The organism is Bradyrhizobium sp. 134, from assembly GCF_023074155.1.
Lineage (GTDB): Bacteria > Pseudomonadota > Alphaproteobacteria > Rhizobiales > Xanthobacteraceae > Bradyrhizobium.
The window spans coordinates 219,460-236,376 of record NZ_JADPKX010000046.1 but is presented as its reverse complement, the minus strand read 5'-3'; the positions used below and the strand labels follow the sequence as shown (position 1 = coordinate 236,376).

Sequence of the window (16,917 nt, the reverse complement as noted above, 5' to 3'; positions counted from 1 at the left end):
TCTCAGGGCGCAAGCCTCGTAAACACGTAGTCGCGGCTCTTCACACGAGCTTCGTGGCAGGCGAAGCAGGTGCGATGCTGAGCCTCGTCGACCGGCCTGCCGTTGACGAAGCGACCAAATCCCCAGCCGCCGGTCGAGGCATATTTTCTGGAATCCTTGACCATCACCTGGACGGTGGTGGCCTCACCGGGAATCGTCGCGGACGCAAATTCGGGGGATTGCTTCCGCTTCCAGGCGCGTTTGACCAGAATTGTGCCGTCCGGGAACGGAAGCTTGCCGCCTTGATAGGCATCGATCGCGGTGCTGTTGCCGACGACGGCACGCAGCTCGTCCAAGGGAGCCGCCTCTTCGGCCGGCGCGATCAGCTCCCACTGCTTGTAGCCTTCCGGGACAGTTACGCCGAAGATCGGCGAGGCATCGGCCTCGCCCTGCGCGAAAGCGATCGTGACCAGATACGGCACGCAGGTCAGGACAACGACGAGGAGGAGCACGGCCACCACGATCATCGTCGTAGACGATGGAAATTTTGACTTTTCAGATTTCATTGTCGTCATGACGCCTCACTGAGCTGCGATCGCATATCAGGCCTGGGCCCGGCCTTGCCGGACCGAGGTGCTGCCAAAAAAATTCTCAGGCACCGCCGTCGGCGTCGATCACGGCCTTGGCAAAGGCTTCCGGTGCTTCCTGCGGCAGATTGTGGCCGATGCCGCCGGTAATCAGGCGATAGTCGTACCGGCCCGAGAATTTCTTGGCATAGGCGCTTGGATCGGGATGCGGCGCGCCGTTGGCGTCGCCTTCCATCGTGATCGCCGGGACGCTGATGACGGGAGCTGCGGCGAGCTTCTTTTCGAGCTCCTCGTACTTCGCTTCGCCCTGGGCGAGCCCGAGCCGCCAGCGGTAATTGTGAATCGTGATCGCGACATGATCCTTGTTGTCCAGCGCCGCCGCGCTGCGATCGAAAGTGGCGTCGTCGAACTTCCACTGCGGCGAAGCCAGCTTCCAGATCAGTTTTGCGAAATCATGCGTGTACTTCTCGTATCCGGCGCGGCCGCGCTCGGTCGCGAAGTAAAACTGGTACCACCATTGCAGCTCGGCCGACGGCGGCAGCGGCGCGTTGCCTGCGGCCTGGCTGGAGATCAGATAGCCGCTGACCGACACCAGCGCACGACAGCGATCCGGCCACAGCGCGGCGATGATGTCGGCGGTACGCGCGCCCCAGTCGAAGCCGGCGACAACCGCCTTCTTGATGTCGAGCTTGTCCATCAGTGCGATGATGTCGACGGCCATTGCTGCAGGTTCGCCGTTGCGCGGCGTCTCGGCGGAGAGGAAGTGGGTCGAGCCGTAACCACGGAGATAGGGAATGATGACGCGATAACCGGCCTTTGCCAGGATCGGCGCGACGTCGACGAAGGCGTGAATGTCGTAGGGCCAGCCGTGCAGCAGGATCGCGACGGGACCGCTCGCGGGACCGGCCTCGGCGTAGCCGACGTTGAGGACGCCGGCATCGATCTGCTTGATCGCGCCGAACGGCGCATTCGTCGCGGCCGAGCGCGGCGCTTCCGATTCGGCGCGGGCGAGGCCGATCACGCCGAGGCCGGCGGCGACAGTTCCCGCGGCGATGCCGAAAAACTGGCGGCGGTGCTGGTCGATGATCTGTTTCATGATGGTGCTACCTTGTTGATGGTTGGAGGTGGTGCCGTCAGATCAGCGCGACCGTGACGTCGATGTTGCCGCGGACGGCCTTGGAATAGGGACAGGTCTGATGCGCCTCATCGACGATCCCGCGCGCGATCTCGCGATCGAGGCCGGGCAGGCTGACATCGAGGCGTGCCCTGAGGGAATAGGCGCCCTCGTCGAGCACCAGGTCGATCTCCGCATCTATCGCGCATTTCCTGGGGAGCTCGATCTTCCGCTTGCGGGCCGCGATCTCCATCGCGCCCTCGAAGCAGGCCGACCAGCCGGCCGCGAACAATTGCTCGGGATTGGTACCGATGCCGGTGCCGCCCGGCGGCGACAGCTTGACATCCAGGCGGCCGTCGGAACTGCGAGATATCCCGTCCTGTCGCCCGCCGCTGGTGTGGGTCCGGGCCGTGTAAAGCAACTTTGCCGCCTGGGTCATGAAGGTCTCCTTGCCGTCGCACAAGTGACTAGCAGCGGCTGCCGCGACACACCCGTTGGGACTTGTGAGAAGTTGTGAGGTCTCCGCTCGCGCGCCTCACAGGGGCCTGCAAGCGCAGTCTGATCGCGACGCGGGGAACGGTCTTGCCGGATTGCGGTCATCTGGCTATCCGGTCCGTTCGAAAGGATCAGGATTTCGCCATGACCGAGCCGGCCGACACCGCAACGGGAACCCTCTCGTTTGGGCCATTCACCGTGATGCCAAATGAAAGACTCGTGACCCGCGATGGCGTCGCGCTGCCGCTCGGCGCAAAGGCCTTCGACACGCTGCTCGCACTGATGTCGCGGCCGAACCAGGTCGTCAGCAAGTATGATCTGATGGCGCTGGTGTGGCCCGGCATGACGGTCGAGGACGCCAATCTCCGCTTTCACGTCGCGGCGCTTCGTAAGGCCCTTGGCGACGGCAAGGACGGTGCCCGCTACATCACCACACTCTCCGGCCGCGGCTATTGCTTCGTGGCGCTAATCTCGCAGGTGAATATCCCGGCAGAGCGGCGCACCGCCGCGCGAACGGAATTGCCGCCCGTCAAACTGCCGAACCGGCTGCAACGGATGGTCGGGCGCGACGATGCGGTCGCCGCCGTCTACGACAGGCTCGTCGGCTCCCGCTTCGTCACGATCACCGGCCCGGGCGGTGTCGGCAAGACCGCCGTTGCGGTTGCGATTGCTCACGATCTGCTCGCGACATTTTCCGACGCCGCACATTTCGTCGATCTTGCCGCGCTGAGCGATCCCGATCTCGTGATCACCTCGATCCTGCTGATGCTGGGCTTGCCGGCGCAAACCGAGGATCCCCTGCCTGCGCTGCTCGCGCATCTCAGGGACAAACGGATGCTGCTGATCCTCGACAATTGCGAACACGTCATCGCCACGGCGGCGCCGCTGGCCGCCGACATCTTCCACGCCGCACCGCATGTCCATATCCTGGCGACGAGCCGCGAAGCCCTGCGGGTCGAGGGTGAGCAGGTCTATCGCTTGGCGCCGCTCGCCGTTCCGCCCGACAATCCTGGGCTGACGGCGGCCGCTGCGCAGACTTATCCCGCGCTTCAACTCTTCCTCGAACGTGCCACGGCCGGCGGCGCGCAGATCGCGCTCGACGATGCCAATGCCGCGATCGTCGCCGGGATCTGCCGCAAGCTCGACGGCATGGCGCTGGCGATCGAACTCGCCGCCGGCCGCGTCGAAGCCTACGGCCTGGAGCAGACCGCAGCACTGCTCGACGAGCGCCTCAATCTGCTCTGGCAGGGCCAGCGCACGGCGCCGCCGCGACAAAAGACGTTGCAGGCGACGCTGGCATGGAGCTACGGGCTCTTGTCCGACATCGAACGCCTCGTGCTACGCAGGCTCGCGGTTTTCGCCGGTCACTTCACCATCGACGCCGCACTCGAGATCGTGCCGGACGAACGTGTCGACCGCTCCCGCCTGTTCGACGCCATCGACGGCCTGGTGGCCAAGTCGATGGTCGCGGCGCGGCCGATCGGCGCCATGATGCGTTACCGTCTGCTCGACACGACGCGCGCCTATCTGCTCGAGATCGAGCCTGATGACGCGGCGCTCGCCGCCCGGCATGCGACCTATTACCGGCAATGGCTGGAGCAGGCCGGCACGACGTGGGCCACGGTGCCGAGCGCCGACGAGCGCGCGATCCACTTCTCCGCGCTTCACAACGTGCGCGCGGCGCTGGACTGGTGTTTTGGCACGGACGGCGATGCCAGCATCGGCATTGCACTGGCCGCAGCTGCAGCGCCAATTTTTCTCGCGATGTCGTTGCTGGTCGAGTGCCGGCGCTGGTCTGAACGGGCGCTGCTTGCGATCGATCCCTCCTCGCGCGGCGGCGCCGAGGAAATGCACATCCAGGCCGCTCTCGGACTGACCTTGATGTTCACGCGCGGCGGCAGCGAAGCGGCGCGTGCCGCGTTGAGCCGGAGCCTTGCGATCGCCGAGGCGCGCGGCGACGCGCCGAACCAGCTCCAGCTGCTCGGGCGCATGCATATCTTCCACGAGCGCATGGGACAGTTCGACGCCGCGCTCGGCTATGCGCAGCAAAGCCTTACGGTCGCCGGGACACTCGGCGGGGCCGCCTCCCTCGCCCTCGCCCATTCGCTCCTCGGTGTCTCCTTGCATCTTGCCGGCGAGCATCGCGACGCGCTGACGATGCTGGAGGCCGCCTGGCATGGGCCGGGCACGGAACGGATCAGCACCGTCTACGGCTTCGATCACCGCAACCGGACCGGCATCTCGCTCGCGCGCGAGTTCTGGTTGCAGGGCCGCCCCGCGGATGCGCTGCAACTGGCCCGACAGACGGTCGTCGAGGCCGCGCAGATGGACCATCCGATCACGCTCTGCATTGCGTTGATCTGGGCGGTCTCGATCGATCTCTGGAGCGGAGACCTCGATGCCGCGGAAGAGAACATCGACCGCTTCATCGCCCATGCCGAATCGCGCTCCATGGGCCCCTATCTTGCGGTAGGCCGCGGCGTCAAAGGCGAACTGGCGATCCGGCGCGGCCATGCCGCCGAAGGCGTCGAGACGATCGGGACGTGTCTGCGTGAGCTCCACGATGCCGGCTACGAGCTGCTCACCACGACGTTCAACATCGCGCTTGTTCAGGGCTTGATGGCGCTTGGGCAGATCGAGCGGAGTGCGTCCCTGATCGACGATGCGATCCGCCTCGTCGAGCAAAGCGGCGATCATCTGTACATGCCCGAGCTGCTGCGCATGAAGGGAAGGGTTCTCTTGGCGAGGCCCAAGCCCGACGCTGATCAAGCAGAAGCCCACTTCGTCCAATCACTGGAATTGAGTCGTCGCAAAGGCGCCAAAGCCTGGGAGCTGCGGGCCGCGATCGATCTCGCCGGTCTCCTTGCCGAACGCGGCCGGCGCGAGGAAGCGAGGCGGTGGCTTCAATCTGCGTATGAAGGCTTCGCCGCGGGCTCGGAGACAGCGGATATCCGGGCCGCCGACAAGTTGTTGCAAACATTATGACGCGGACTCGGTGCCGCTCGTGTCCCGGGCGCACTGCAAGGCTCTTGCGCTGCTGCGCAGAGCCGGGATCCACAAGCGACACGGTACAATGCAGCGACATGGGCCCCGGCTCTGCAGCGCACCGTCGAAGCCTAGCAGCGCCGCTCGTCGGAACGCAGCCTTGGGCTCACGGAGAGCAATCCGCCCTGCCCTTAGCCTCTCGCACCCAAACGCTGCCGCGTCCACCGCAAGCCCGGCTCGCGAACATGACGACCACAAGATCGCCCCTCAAGAATGAGCCGGGATGGCCGACACATACGTCAAAACCGAATTTCGGTAAAGTGGAATATTTTTGCGAGCGCGGACTGACAGAAGGGCGACACAGCGAGCGCATCCGGGCTACGGGACGCTCGCTCCATACTCACCCCGTCTGGGTGCCCTGCTTCCATTGGCCGCCGGCGATCTTCGCGGCGGCGATCACGGCTTGGGTCCGGCTTTCGACGCCGAGCTTTTGCAGGATCGCCGAGACATGCGCCTTGATGGTGGCCTCGGAGACGCCAAGCTCATAGGCGATCTGCTTGTTGAGCAACCCCTCCGACAGCATCATCAGGACCCGGACCTGCTGCGGCGTCAGCGTCACCAGCCGGTCGCGCAGGCGCGTCATGTCGGGATCGGCGACGGCCGACAGATCGGTGTCTGCCGGAACCCAGACGTCGCCCTCCATCACCTTGAGGATGGCGTCGCGCAAGGTCTCGACGCCGAATCGCTTCGGAATGAAACCGGAGGCGCCGAAATCGAGCGAGCGGCGGATCGTGGCGCTATCGTCGGAAGCGGAGACGATCACCACCGGGATCGCCGGATATTGCGCGCGCAGATAGATCAGGCCTGAAAAGCCGGAGATCCCGGGCATTGAGAGGTCGAGCAGGATAAGGTCGACGTCGGAGGTCTGTTCCAAAAGCTTGGTCAAATCCTCGAACGATCCAGCCTCGTCGATCTTGGCCGAGCTCAGGACGCCCGCCACCGCCTGCCGCAGCGCGGCGCGGAACAATGGATGGTCATCGGCAATGACGAGATGGGTCGAGGGAGCGTTCATCGTTCTCTTGCTGGCAATCGCACCGGGCCAGTAGGCCGGCGCGGGGCCTCGGTCAATTGTTTCCCGACCAGCCGTGGCATGCAAGTGGACATTATCCCTTTGCGGCAACGGGGTTAATCCACATGCCGGCACTATGTTGCCGAATGGAACGCCCGCGACGTCAGGTGCGCGTCAGTGCGAAAGGCCGAAAGTCGTATTGGGGCGGGTTTCACGCCAATGTTACCTTGGGGACAAGGCTTGGGTTGATCCGGCATGACCGGACATCCAGGACGCGAGGAAACGATTTTTTGGGGAGCGACTCAATATGTCGACAATGGCTGTGTCTCAAGCAGGCGCGGGAGGGATGACGAAGGACGAACGGTTCGTCATTCTCGCCTCCTCGCTCGGTACCGTCTTCGAGTGGTACGATTTCTATCTCTACGGTTCGCTGGCCGGCATCATCGGCGCGCAGTTCTTCTCGGCCTATCCGCCGGCAACCCGCGACATCTTCGCGCTGCTGGCCTTCGCGGCGGGCTTCCTGGTGCGCCCGTTCGGCGCGATCGTGTTCGGCCGTGTCGGCGACATCGTCGGCCGCAAATACACCTTCCTCGTCACCATCCTGATCATGGGTCTGTCGACCTTCATCGTCGGCCTGCTGCCCAACGCGGCGACCATCGGCATCGCGGCCCCGATCATCCTGATCGCGCTGCGTCTCGCCCAGGGCCTGGCGCTCGGCGGTGAGTATGGCGGTGCGGCCACCTACGTCGCGGAGCATGCTCCGAACGGCAAGCGCGGCTACTACACCTCCTTCATCCAGACCACGGCGACGCTCGGCCTGTTCCTGTCGCTGCTGGTGATCCTGTTCACGCGCTCCGCGCTCGGCGAACCCGAGTTCGCGGCATGGGGCTGGCGCATTCCGTTCCTGGTCTCCGTGCTGCTGCTCGGCGTTTCGGTCTGGATCCGGCTTCGCCTCAACGAATCCCCGATCTTCCAGAAGATGAAGGACGAGGGGAAGAGTTCGAAGGCCCCGCTGACGGAAGCCTTCGGCAACTGGCAGAACGGCAAGCTCGTGCTGCTGGCGCTGCTTGGCGGCGTGATGGGCCAGGGCGTGGTCTGGTACACCGGCCAGTTCTACGCGCTGTTCTTCCTGCAATCGATCCTCAAGGTCGACGGCTACACTGCCAACCTGCTGATCGCCTGGTCGCTCCTGCTCGGCACCGGCTTCTTCATCGTGTTCGGCATGCTCTCCGACAGGATCGGCCGCAAGCCGATCATCCTCGGCGGCTGTCTGATCGCGGCGCTGACCTTCTTCCCGATCTTCAAGATGATCACCACCAACGCCAACCCGGCGCTGGAAAAAGCGATCGAGACGGTCAAGGTCGACGTGGTGGCGGATCCCGCAGGTTGCGGCGACTTGTTCAACCCGGTCGGCACCCGCGTCTTCACCTCGCCTTGCGACACCGCACGTGCCTATCTGTCGCAGTCGTCGGTCAAGTACTCGACCACGCCGGGTGCGGCAGGCTCCGGCGTGAAGGTGATGGTCAACGGCAAGGAAGTTGCCTACGCCAACGCCAAGGACGGCAACCCGGCAGTCCTCGCCGCCGTGCAGGGAGCCGGCTATCCGAAGCCCGGCGATGCGGGCATCGTGAAGATGGCGCATCCGTTCGACATCTTCCGTCCGCAGGTGGCCGCGGTCGTCGGACTGCTGTTCGTCCTGGTGCTCTTCGTCACCATGGTGTACGGCCCGATCGCCGCGATGCTGGTCGAACTGTTCCCGACCCGCATCCGCTACACCTCGATGTCGCTGCCCTACCACATCGGTAACGGCTGGTTCGGCGGCCTGCTGCCGGCGACCGCCTTCGCCATCGTGGCCTCGACGGGCGATATCTATGCGGGCCTCTGGTATCCGGTCATCTTCGCGTCGATTACCGTCGTGATCGGCTTGTTCTTCCTGCCGGAGACCAAGGACGTCGATATCAAGTCGACCTGATCGACGCAGATCCAGATCAACACCAACCGGCCGCGGTCTCCGCGGCCGGTTTTGTTTTGATCTCCAAATTCTTTGTTTTGACGCGTTTTCTTGACGCGAACCGGTATCCACTTCGCTCGAAAACGCTCTACGGATTGCCGATGAATTGCAGCACGATTTCGCGTCGGTGCGGGCGCTTGCGGTGCTCGATCAGGTAGATCGCCTGCCAGGTGCCGAGCGCGAGCTTGCCGCTCAGGACCGGCACATGAAGCGAAGCCTGGGTCAGCATTGTCTTGACGTGCGCCGGCATGTCGTCCGGTCCCTCGGCATCATGCGTCCAGCCGGCGTTCTCCGGCGCGAGCCGGGACAATGCCGTGGTGAGATCCACGAGCACGGAAGGGTCGGCGTTCTCCTGGATCGTCAGCGATGCCGAGGTGTGACGGACGAACAGCGTCAACGCGCCATCTCGCGCGCCTGCCTCGGCAACGAACTTCGCAGCTTCGCCCGTGAGGTCGGTGAAGCCGCGGCCCGGCGTCTGCACGGTCAACAGCGACGATGTGAGGGTGGTGGCCTGCACCGACGATGGCGCCGAGCGCGTGATGGATTTGGCTGATGTCATGAAAGTCTCGCCTGATCGAAAGCTGCCGTAGGGTGAGCAAAGCGTGCCCACCCTGCATAGTCGGATAGATGGTGGGCACGGCGCGTCGCGCCTTTGCCTACCCTACGGCATCTCGCCGCGCGCTAAATCTTCCCCGACACGTCCTTCTGCACGCGATCGGCCATGTCGATCAGCCGGCGCCAGGCCCTTTCCAGGAACGACATCACGCGATCGACGTCCTTGTCGCTCGGCAGCGGGATCTCGATCCTGCGCTCGCCCTCGGCGGCCTTTGGTTCTCGTGCTTGCGGCTCCGCCTTCTTGAGCGGATCGGTCTTCGGCAGCGCCTCGTCGATCTTGCCCGAGACGGTCGGACCCGCCGCGAGCCGTCCCTTCAGCGTCTCGACTTCGGCCTGGAGCCTGCCGATCTCGGCGTCGAGCGCGGTACGTTCATCGGGCACCGCGTAGCAGGCCCAGCCGGCGCCGCTGCGGGTGCAGGTCGACACGGTGCCGGTGCGGCTGTCGAGCCGCAGCACGCCCTCGGGAATGGGGGTCATGCTGTAGCGGCCGTTTTCGCCGTCGGGCGCGGATTGCGCGGCGAGGCCGCCGGTGCTGACCGCCATCACCGCCGCGAACGCCGCCGCCGCAAGCCATGATGCTGTGGATGAATTCGCTGGTCTCATCGCGTTCTCCGCCACCGGTAGCACGTCCAAAGATGGCGCTCATAAAGGTGGCACTCATAAGGGTGGCACTTCTTGCAAATTCTACACCCCGGCGAGGAGATCCGCCGCTCAAAACGCGCCTCTGATATGAACGATCACGGCGCCCCCTTTGATCCTGGCAGCCGCGCGAAATGGCGACTGCGTCCGCCGATCAAGCGGAGACCTGCTGCGGTGCGGCGTCACGCTGTGTGCAGCGCTGCCGCTTGCGCCAATATTGTCAAATAAATCAGTCACATAACTGGAATGGACACAATCGTGACTTGGCTTGACTTGATTATGGGCCATCAGTATGGTCCGCGCGGCTTTTGAGGGTGGCGGGCGTAATTTCCATTCAGCCGCGGCGTTTCGGGTCTTCGTTGCATGACACAGGGCACGGGACACGGCGAGAATGGAGATCGCGATAGATCGCCCGAGGAAGCTGCGCTTTCCGATCGGCTCGGAAATCTTGATCAGCGGTTGTCCGAATTTCGCGGCCGCCACGTCAAGACCGAGCAACCCGCAGGTGACGGTGAGGACAGAGCGGCCAGAGCCTCGGCGATGGCGCTTGGTTTCCGGTTATCCTCCGAGTTGGTCGCCGGGGTCGTTGTCGGAGCGGGGATTGGCTGGGGTTTCGACCGCTTGCTGTCGACGTCGCCTTTCGGATTTATCGTGTTCCTGCTGCTGGGCTTCGTCGCCGGCGTGGTGAATGTGGTGAGAACGGCAGGCGCGGGTCAAAACAGGCGCGGTGGTTCTTAAGCGATCCACACCAGGAGAGGAATGACCGTGCCGGCTCGTGCCGGTACGGGCCGGGCCCGACCGGCAGACCGAGACCCGCCGGCATCGCCCGGCAGACCAAGAGATGCCGCGCTGATGAAAATCGATCCGATCCACCAGTTCAACATCGAGCCTCTCTTCACCCTGGGCCATATCGGCAACCACACGATCGCCTTCACCAATTCGTCGCTCTACATGCTGGTGGCGGTCGCGATCATCTCGATCCTGATGCTCGCCAGCGGCACGCAACTGGTTCCCGGGCGCCTGCAGTCGGTCGCCGAAATCTCCTACGAGTTCGTGGCCTCGACCATCCGCTCGACGGCCGGCGCGGAAGGCATGAAGTTCTTTCCGCTGATCTTCTCGCTGTTCATGTTCATCTGCGTTTCGAACCTGGTCGGCATCATCCCCTACACCTTCACGATCTCGAGCCATCTGATCGTCACCGCCGCTCTGGCGCTGCTGGTCTTCTTCACGGTCCTGATCTACGGCATTGCCAAGAACGGCCTGAAATTCTTCTCGATCTTCGTGCCGCACGGCGTCCCCGGCTACATCCTGCCCTTGGTGATGTTCATCGAGATCCTGTCGTTCTTCCTGCGGCCGGTCTCCCACAGCGTCCGTCTCTTCGCCAACATGCTGGCCGGCCACATCGCGCTGAAGGTGTTCGCGGGCTTCGTCGCCATGCTCGGCTTCTCGCTCGGCGCCCTTGGCTGGGTCGGCGGCGTGCTGCCGCTGGCGCTCACGGTCGCGCTGTACGCTCTCGAAATTCTGGTCGCGTTCCTGCAAGCCTATGTGTTTGCGATCCTGACCTGCATCTACCTCAACGACGCCATTCATCCGGGACACTGAGCGGTCCGGGGAATTCCACCCAAAACCCAATCTTTCTTCCAAGGAGTCTAAAATGGATCCGGCAGCAGCAAAACTTATCGGCGCGGGCATCGCATGCATCGGCATGGGCGGCGCGGGCGTCGGCGTCGGCGTGATCTTCGGCAACTACCTCGCCGCAGCCGTTCGCAACCCCTCGGCCGCTCAGGGCCAGTTCGGCAATCTGATCTTCGGCTTCGCCGTGACCGAAGCGCTCGGCATTTTCTCGCTGCTGATCGCGCTGCTGCTGCTGTTCGTTCCGCTCTGAGGACGATTTTTCGCGCCGCTTCGACCGAAGCGACGCGCATGACAGCAACAGGAGTAATCCATGGCTGAAAGTCATGGCGGCGCAAAAGGTCCGGCGGCGGGCGCCCACACCGGGTCCGAAGGCGGTCACGGTGGCGGCTTTCCGCCGTTCGAGAGCGGCACCTATGCTTCGCAGCTGGTGTCGCTCGCGATCTTCTTCGTCGCGCTTTACGTGATCGTGTCCAAGCTCGCTCTGCCGCGCGTCGGCGGTGCGATCGAGGCGCGTCAGAACAAGATCGAGGGCGACCTCGCCGAAGCGCAGAAGCTGAAGGACCAGTCCGAAGCGGCGCTGAAGGCCTATGAAAGCGAGCTTGCTTCGGCGCGCTCGCGCGCGCAGGCCATTGGCAACGAATCCCGCGACAAGGCGAATGCGCAGGCGGACGCCGAGCGCAAGGCGCTGGAAGAGCAACTGGCGGCCAAGCTCGCCGAGGCGGAGAAGACCATCGCCTCGACCCGTGCGACCGCCATGAGCAACGTCCGCGGCATCGCGGCCGATGCGGCAGGCACCATCGTGCAGCAGCTCACCGGCGTGGTTCCGGACGCGGCATTGGTCAATGCCGCCGTTGATGCGTCCTTGAAGGGTTAATCGATATGTTCTTCGATCCTGAAACCTGGGTCGCCATCGCCTTCGTGATCCTGATGGTCGTGTTCGGCTATCTCGGGGTCTTCAAGAAGGCCATGACTGCGCTCGACCATCGCGCCGATCGCATCAAGGCCGAGCTCGACGACGCGACGCGCCTCAAGCAGGAAGCCGCCAAGGTGCTCGCCGACTACAAGGCGCGCACCGCCTCGGCCGAACGCGAGGCCGCCGACATCATCGCGAACGCGAAGAGCGAAGCCGAGCGCATCGCAATCGAGGCCAAGGCCAAGGTGGAAGATTTCGTCGCTCGCCGCACCAAGACCGCGGAGGGCAAGATCGCGCTCGCCGAGGCCCAGGCAGTGGCCGATGTTCGCGCCGCAGCCGCGGAAGCCGCCGTCCAGGCCGCCTCCACGATCCTGTCGCAGTCGGTCAGGGGCCAGGTCGCCGACGATCTGCTCGCCAAGGGCATCACCGAGGTTCGGCAGAAGCTGAACTGAGGGCCTCGCCTTCACCAATCAAGAAAGCCGGCGCCATGAGCGCCGGCTTTTTTGTTTGATAGTTTGCTTTCTCGTCGTCATGGCCGGGCTTGTCCCGGGCATGACGGTCACTTGCAAAATCATTCGCTACTTCTTCTTCGCCCGCGCCTTAGGCTCGGGTGACAGCGCCTGCGGATCGAAGCCGACATAGAAGATGTAGCTATCGGCGTCCTTGGCCGAAGGCATCGGATAGACCAGATCCTCGGCCACGAAGGTGAAGGGGACGCTGCCGCCCTCCGACATTCCGACCGTGGTCCGGTAGGCCTTGGAAGCGATCACCTTCTCGCCGATGCCGCCATGCACCACGGCGACGCGCAGCGGCACCTCGACGCTCGCTGGCGCCCCGGCGGGACCGGCAATGACGCGACCCTGGATGCCGATCCGGGCCGTGATGTCGCCGCCATTGCGGGTGCATTCGCGCGCCATCTTGGTGATGGTGGCCTGGAAGCGGATCTCGTTGCCGACGGCCGGTTTGCCGGTGGCACCGACCGCGTAGGTGGAGGCTCCGGCACGCACCGTGACCTGCGGGCAATCAAGATCGTCATCAGCCGCCGGCTGTCCCGGTGCAGGCGCCGGCTTGGGTTGGGCCGGCTCGTCCGACTTGCCGCCGAACAGGCCCTTGAATCGATCGGTCAGCGACTGCGCCGCGACTGGCGAGACGGAGACGAGCGCAACTGACAACACCAGCGCGACCGCTGCCCCCCGCCGCAACGCATTCCGCGGTGACCGAAGCTCCTGCACCATCAACACCCAAACTCCATGACGACATCACGGCCGATCACCGGCCGGGCTGCGCCGTTATATCGTCAAAACCGGCGAACCCAAGGCAGCAAACAAGCAGACTTTGGTCACATGGATAAGCGGGCTCAGCCGCGGAAATCCTCGTGCAGCAGGCCGAACAGCAAATGGTCCTGCCATATCCCGTTAATGCAGAGATAGCGGCGCGCCAGCCCCTCGCGGGAGAAACCGCACTTCTCCAGCACCCGGATCGACGGCGCATTGGTCGGGATGCAGGCGGCCTCGACCCGGTGCAGATTGAGCTCGCCGAACAGCGTTGGCAGCAGCACCCGCAGCGCGGCCGTCATGTAGCCGCGCTGGGCGTGGGGCTTGCCGACCCAATAGCCGATGGTGCCGGCCTGGACGATGCCGCGGCGGACATTGGCGAGCGTGATGCCGCCGACCATGGCGCCGTCGAGCTCCCGGAAGATCAGAAAGGGATAGGACCGGTCCGCGGCGATGTCCTCGGAATAGCGGCGCAGGCGACGGCGGAAGCCGGAGCGCGTGAGATCGTCCGACGGCCAGATCGGCTCCCAGGGCGTCAGGTAATCGCGGCTGGACTCGCGCAGATGGGCCCACTGCAGGAAGTCCGACATCTGCGGCGCGCGTAGCAACAGGCCGTTGCCGCGCGGCGCGAGAGCGGCGGGTCCACTGGATGGCAGGCGAAAGAGGGCCATGGTGATGCTTCCCGGGGGCGGATCAACCCGTGCGCGGCTCCTAATGCAGCCGCGCCTTGGCGCGTGCCCGGGTCAATCCTTCCGCAAAAGACACCGCCGTGTCCAGACCCCTGCCACTGCCCAATGCGACAACCGCAGGGCGGCTGCGCGAAAGCAGCGCACGCGCCGCATCACGGGTCGATTCGACGCTGACAGCGTCGATCCGGGCCACCAGCTCCTCGGCCGTCTGGGGCCGGCCATAGGCCAGCACATGCCGGGCGAGCTGCTCGGCGCGGGACGAGCAGCTCTCCAGCGCCATCAGCAGCCCCGCCTTCATCTGCGCCTTGGCCCGCGCGATCTCGACCTCGGTCAGGGTCTCGACCGAATCATTCATGATGTCGACCACGACCTCCATCATCTCGGGCGCATCGGCCGGATCGGTGCCGGTGTAGAGGCCGAAGAAGCCGGTGTCGGTATAGGGCGCGTGGAACGAGTAGATCGAGTAACAGAGACCGCGCTTCTCACGCACCTCCTGGAACAGCCGCGACGACATCCCGCCGCCGAGGATGTTGGTGAAGACCTGGAGCGAGAACAGCGACAGATCGGTCTGCGGCACGCCCTCCAGCGCCAGCGTCAGATGCGCCTGCTCGAGTTCGCGATGCACCACCTTGGTGCCGCCCTTGCCGAACTGCGCGGCTTGCGGCTTGGGACCCGCCGTCCCCTCAAAACTGGCAAAGCGCTGCTCGACCTCGGCGACCACCTGCTTGTGATCGACCGCCCCGGCTGCCGCCACCACCATGTCTGGCCCGCGGTAATGCGTCGACAGATAGTCGCGCAGCGAGTCGCGGCTGAAGGCACGCAAGGTCTTCGCAGTGCCGAGCAGCGAGCGGCCCATCGGCTGGTCGGGATAGCAGAGCTCGTTGAGATGCTCGAACACGACGTCGTCAGGCGTGTCCTGCGCCGCGCCGATCTCCTGCACGATGACGTTCTTCTCGCGCTCGAGCTCGTCGGGCTCGAAGGCCGGGTTGGCCAGGATGTCGGCGAGCACGTCGAGCGCGAGCGGCACGTCGGCCTTCAGCACCCGTGCATAATAGGACGTGGTCTCGGTCGAGGTGCCGGCGTTGAGGTCGCCGCCGACCGCCTCGATCTCCTCGACGATCTCGCGCGAGGAGCGCTTCGTCGTGCCCTTGAACGCCATATGTTCCAGAAGATGCGAGATGCCGTGCTCGTTGGGCTTCTCGTCGCGCCCGCCGACGCCGGCCCAGACGCCGAGCGCCGCAGTCTCGAGATGGGGCATCTTGTCGGTGACGACAGTCAGGCCGGACGCAAGCTTGGAAATCTCGACGCTCATCCGGCAACTCCCTGTTTCGCGGCGCGGCTGACCGACAGCACGAACCGCTCGACCTCGGCCTGGTCGTTCTTCATCACCTTCATGTGTTCGGATTTGGTCATCAGGCCATCGAGCCAGGCCGGCAGTTGCGGCCGCTGGCCGCAGGCCGCTTCGACCGCATCGGGGAATTTGGCCGGATGGGCGGTGGACAGCACGATGCTGGGAACCGTCCTGTCCGTGGTGTCGCGGTCGGCGACCGCAAGCGCGACCGCGGTATGGGGATCGACCAGCTCGCCCGCCTCGCGCCAGGCGGCGCGGATCGCGGCCGCGGTCTCGGTCTCGTCGGCCCGGCCCGCGTCGAATCCCTCGCGGATCGCGGCCAGCGTCGCATCGGGCAGCACGAAGCGGCCGGACTGCTTCAGCGAATCCATCAGACGGCGCACGCCGGCAGCATCGCGGCCGCCAGCCTCGAACAGCAGCCGCTCGAAATTCGAGGAGATCTGGATGTCCATCGACGGCGACGCCGTCGCGTGGACCTCCCGCACCTCGTAGATCCCGGTCTTCAGCGTGCGCGCCAGGATGTCGTTGACGTTGGCGGCGATGCCCAGGGTCCGCACCGGAAGACCCATGCGCTTGGCGACATAGCCGGCGAAGATGTCGCCGAAATTGCCGGTCGGCACGACGAAGTCCACCGCGCGCGCGGGTGCACCGGCGGCAACGGCGGAGGTGAAATAATAGACCACTTGGGCGACGATCCGCGCCCAATTGATGGAATTGACGCCGGACAGCGACGTCGCATCGCGGAAGCGATGGTTGTTGAACATTGCCTTCACGAGGGCCTGGCAATCGTCGAAATTGCCCTCGACGGCGAGCGCATGGACGTTGGCCGCGCCCGTCGTCGTCATCATCCGCCGCTGCACCTCGGAGATGCGGCCATGCGGGAATAGCACGATGAGATCGACATTTTCGAGCCCTGCGAACGCGTCGACTGCAGCACCGCCGGTGTCGCCCGAGGTCGCGACCACGATGGTGGTGCGCTGGCCGCGCTTGGCGAGCACGTGGTCCATCAGCCGCGAGATCAGCTGCATCGCCACGTCCTTGAAAGCGAGCGTCGGACCGTGGAACAGCTCCAGCACGAACTGGTGCGGCGCCATCTGGCGCAGCGGCACCACCGCCGGATGGCGGAAAGTGGCGTAGGCCTCGTTCGCCATGCGGCCGAGCTCGGCGTCCGAGATCTCGCCGGCGACGAAGGGGCGGATCACCTCGACCGCGACCTCCCAATAGGGACGACCGAAGAAGCCGGCGATGGCGTCAGTCGAGAGTTGCGGCCAGGTGGCCGGCACATACAGGCCACCGTCGCGGGCGAGCCCGGTCAGCATCACATCGCAGAAGCCGAGTTCGGGGGCCTCGCCCCGGGTCGAGATATAACGAGTCAAACTGCCCTCCAAAGGCCGGCCGAGCCTGGGCTCGATCCGCAAGCCTTTGATTTTACGAAATTACTTGTCAACAGCCAGAGGCTTTGAGCCACCATAAAGTGTTTTGCGGCATCAGGAAACCGCTTCGCGGCTGGGGCCATCCAAGGAAAAAGGCTGCCAACAAAAAGGGCTGCGGCAATGCCGCA

Annotated in this window: 17 protein-coding genes; 7 read left to right on the top strand and 10 right to left on the bottom strand. The window is 64.8% G+C overall.

Annotated features, from left to right (window positions below; all coding sequences use genetic code 11):
- Nucleotides 1-2 precede the first annotated feature (2 nt).
- From IVA75_RS18545 to IVA75_RS18535, 3 genes are all read right to left on the bottom strand, one after another.
- The gene (locus tag IVA75_RS18545; protein ID WP_247283186.1) at nucleotides 3-554 is read right to left on the bottom strand and encodes a cytochrome P460 family protein; all 552 of its coding nucleotides are present in this window, start codon (nucleotides 552-554) and stop codon (nucleotides 3-5) included.
- Between the two features lie 76 nt (nucleotides 555-630).
- Nucleotides 631-1,662 (bottom strand): alpha/beta hydrolase, encoded by a 1,032-nt coding sequence (locus IVA75_RS18540; RefSeq protein ID WP_247283184.1) that lies wholly within the window; start codon nucleotides 1,660-1,662, stop codon nucleotides 631-633.
- Between the two features lie 37 nt (nucleotides 1,663-1,699).
- Complete coding sequence (locus IVA75_RS18535; RefSeq protein WP_027570050.1) at nucleotides 1,700-2,119, bottom strand: organic hydroperoxide resistance protein; 420 nt, start codon at nucleotides 2,117-2,119, stop codon at nucleotides 1,700-1,702.
- Nucleotides 2,120-2,319: 200 nt separating this feature from the next.
- Here IVA75_RS18535 and IVA75_RS18530 point away from each other — a divergent pair, with 200 nt between their 5' ends.
- Nucleotides 2,320-5,160 (top strand): winged helix-turn-helix domain-containing protein, encoded by a 2,841-nt coding sequence (locus IVA75_RS18530; protein WP_247283182.1) that lies wholly within the window; start codon nucleotides 2,320-2,322, stop codon nucleotides 5,158-5,160.
- A gap of 400 nt (nucleotides 5,161-5,560) precedes the next feature.
- On the opposite strand, the gene IVA75_RS18525 is transcribed toward IVA75_RS18530, so the two are convergent.
- Nucleotides 5,561-6,232, bottom strand: coding sequence for a response regulator transcription factor (locus tag IVA75_RS18525; protein ID WP_247283180.1), 672 nt, complete (start codon nucleotides 6,230-6,232; stop codon nucleotides 5,561-5,563).
- 343 nt (nucleotides 6,233-6,575) lie between these two features.
- On the opposite strand from IVA75_RS18525, the gene IVA75_RS18520 reads away from it, so the two are divergent.
- Nucleotides 6,576-8,201 (top strand): MFS transporter, encoded by a 1,626-nt coding sequence (locus IVA75_RS18520; RefSeq protein ID WP_247283177.1) that lies wholly within the window; start codon nucleotides 6,576-6,578, stop codon nucleotides 8,199-8,201.
- A gap of 127 nt (nucleotides 8,202-8,328) precedes the next feature.
- On the opposite strand, the gene IVA75_RS18515 is transcribed toward IVA75_RS18520, so the two are convergent.
- Together IVA75_RS18515 and IVA75_RS18510 are read right to left on the bottom strand one after the other, a co-directional pair.
- Nucleotides 8,329-8,799: a secondary thiamine-phosphate synthase enzyme YjbQ gene (locus tag IVA75_RS18515; RefSeq protein ID WP_247283175.1), complete on the bottom strand. Its 471-nt coding sequence runs from the start codon at nucleotides 8,797-8,799 to the stop codon at nucleotides 8,329-8,331.
- A 122-nt stretch (nucleotides 8,800-8,921) separates the two neighbouring features.
- Nucleotides 8,922-9,458, bottom strand: coding sequence for a hypothetical protein (locus IVA75_RS18510; RefSeq protein ID WP_247283173.1), 537 nt, complete (start codon nucleotides 9,456-9,458; stop codon nucleotides 8,922-8,924).
- 399 nt (nucleotides 9,459-9,857) lie between these two features.
- On the opposite strand from IVA75_RS18510, the gene IVA75_RS18505 reads away from it, so the two are divergent.
- The 5 genes from IVA75_RS18505 to IVA75_RS18485 all read left to right on the top strand — a co-directional run bounded on the left by IVA75_RS18505 (nucleotide 9,858) and on the right by IVA75_RS18485 (nucleotide 12,494).
- The gene (locus tag IVA75_RS18505; RefSeq protein WP_007599457.1) at nucleotides 9,858-10,232 is read left to right on the top strand and encodes an AtpZ/AtpI family protein; all 375 of its coding nucleotides are present in this window, start codon (nucleotides 9,858-9,860) and stop codon (nucleotides 10,230-10,232) included.
- A 114-nt stretch (nucleotides 10,233-10,346) separates the two neighbouring features.
- The gene (locus IVA75_RS18500) at nucleotides 10,347-11,096 is read left to right on the top strand and encodes a F0F1 ATP synthase subunit A (RefSeq protein WP_018459993.1); all 750 of its coding nucleotides are present in this window, start codon (nucleotides 10,347-10,349) and stop codon (nucleotides 11,094-11,096) included.
- Nucleotides 11,097-11,148: 52 nt separating this feature from the next.
- Entirely contained in the window at nucleotides 11,149-11,379 is a 231-nt protein-coding gene (locus IVA75_RS18495; RefSeq protein ID WP_007599451.1) for a F0F1 ATP synthase subunit C, read from the top strand.
- Nucleotides 11,380-11,439: 60 nt separating this feature from the next.
- Entirely contained in the window at nucleotides 11,440-12,003 is a 564-nt protein-coding gene (locus tag IVA75_RS18490) for an ATP synthase subunit B (protein ID WP_027570044.1), read from the top strand.
- A 5-nt stretch (nucleotides 12,004-12,008) separates the two neighbouring features.
- On the top strand, nucleotides 12,009-12,494 hold the full coding sequence (locus IVA75_RS18485) for an ATP F0F1 synthase subunit B (RefSeq protein WP_027570043.1): 486 nt from the start codon (nucleotides 12,009-12,011) through the stop codon (nucleotides 12,492-12,494).
- 126 nt (nucleotides 12,495-12,620) lie between these two features.
- Here the strand turns inward: IVA75_RS18485 and IVA75_RS18480 are convergent, their stop codons facing one another.
- From IVA75_RS18480 to thrC, 4 genes are all read right to left on the bottom strand, one after another.
- Nucleotides 12,621-13,277 (bottom strand): hypothetical protein, encoded by a 657-nt coding sequence (locus IVA75_RS18480; protein ID WP_027570042.1) that lies wholly within the window; start codon nucleotides 13,275-13,277, stop codon nucleotides 12,621-12,623.
- Between the two features lie 122 nt (nucleotides 13,278-13,399).
- Nucleotides 13,400-13,987 carry a GNAT family protein gene (locus IVA75_RS18475; RefSeq protein ID WP_007605081.1) on the bottom strand — a complete coding sequence of 196 codons (588 nt, stop codon included), beginning with the start codon at nucleotides 13,985-13,987 and terminating at the stop codon, nucleotides 13,400-13,402.
- Between the two features lie 40 nt (nucleotides 13,988-14,027).
- Entirely contained in the window at nucleotides 14,028-15,317 is a 1,290-nt protein-coding gene (locus IVA75_RS18470) for a pitrilysin family protein (RefSeq protein ID WP_247283171.1), read from the bottom strand.
- Entirely contained in the window at nucleotides 15,314-16,732 is a 1,419-nt protein-coding gene (gene thrC, locus IVA75_RS18465; protein WP_247283169.1) for a threonine synthase, read from the bottom strand. Before thrC ends, IVA75_RS18470 begins: the two co-directional genes overlap by 4 nt.
- Nucleotides 16,733-16,917 lie beyond the last annotated feature (185 nt).

Bases quoted from the DNA above. Each gene is read 5' to 3' on its own strand.
- IVA75_RS18545 (WP_247283186.1), bottom strand. From the start codon at position 554: ATGACGACAATGAAATCTGAAAAGTCAAAATTTCCATCGTCTACGACG.
- IVA75_RS18495 (WP_007599451.1), top strand. From the start codon at position 11,149: ATGGATCCGGCAGCAGCAAAACTTATCGGCGCGGGCATCGCATGCATC.
- IVA75_RS18530 (WP_247283182.1), top strand. From the start codon at position 2,320: ATGACCGAGCCGGCCGACACCGCAACGGGAACCCTCTCGTTTGGGCCA.
- IVA75_RS18540 (WP_247283184.1), bottom strand. From the start codon at position 1,662: ATGAAACAGATCATCGACCAGCACCGCCGCCAGTTTTTCGGCATCGCC.
- IVA75_RS18470 (WP_247283171.1), bottom strand. From the start codon at position 15,317: ATGAGCGTCGAGATTTCCAAGCTTGCGTCCGGCCTGACTGTCGTCACC.
- IVA75_RS18510 (WP_247283173.1), bottom strand. From the start codon at position 9,458: ATGAGACCAGCGAATTCATCCACAGCATCATGGCTTGCGGCGGCGGCG.
- IVA75_RS18515 (WP_247283175.1), bottom strand. From the start codon at position 8,799: ATGACATCAGCCAAATCCATCACGCGCTCGGCGCCATCGTCGGTGCAG.
- IVA75_RS18525 (WP_247283180.1), bottom strand. From the start codon at position 6,232: ATGAACGCTCCCTCGACCCATCTCGTCATTGCCGATGACCATCCATTG.
- IVA75_RS18475 (WP_007605081.1), bottom strand. From the start codon at position 13,987: ATGGCCCTCTTTCGCCTGCCATCCAGTGGACCCGCCGCTCTCGCGCCG.
- IVA75_RS18535 (WP_027570050.1), bottom strand. From the start codon at position 2,119: ATGACCCAGGCGGCAAAGTTGCTTTACACGGCCCGGACCCACACCAGC.
- IVA75_RS18490 (WP_027570044.1), top strand. From the start codon at position 11,440: ATGGCTGAAAGTCATGGCGGCGCAAAAGGTCCGGCGGCGGGCGCCCAC.
- IVA75_RS18485 (WP_027570043.1), top strand. From the start codon at position 12,009: ATGTTCTTCGATCCTGAAACCTGGGTCGCCATCGCCTTCGTGATCCTG.
- IVA75_RS18520 (WP_247283177.1), top strand. From the start codon at position 6,576: ATGACGAAGGACGAACGGTTCGTCATTCTCGCCTCCTCGCTCGGTACC.
- IVA75_RS18480 (WP_027570042.1), bottom strand. From the start codon at position 13,277: ATGGTGCAGGAGCTTCGGTCACCGCGGAATGCGTTGCGGCGGGGGGCA.
- IVA75_RS18505 (WP_007599457.1), top strand. From the start codon at position 9,858: ATGACACAGGGCACGGGACACGGCGAGAATGGAGATCGCGATAGATCG.
- IVA75_RS18500 (WP_018459993.1), top strand. From the start codon at position 10,347: ATGAAAATCGATCCGATCCACCAGTTCAACATCGAGCCTCTCTTCACC.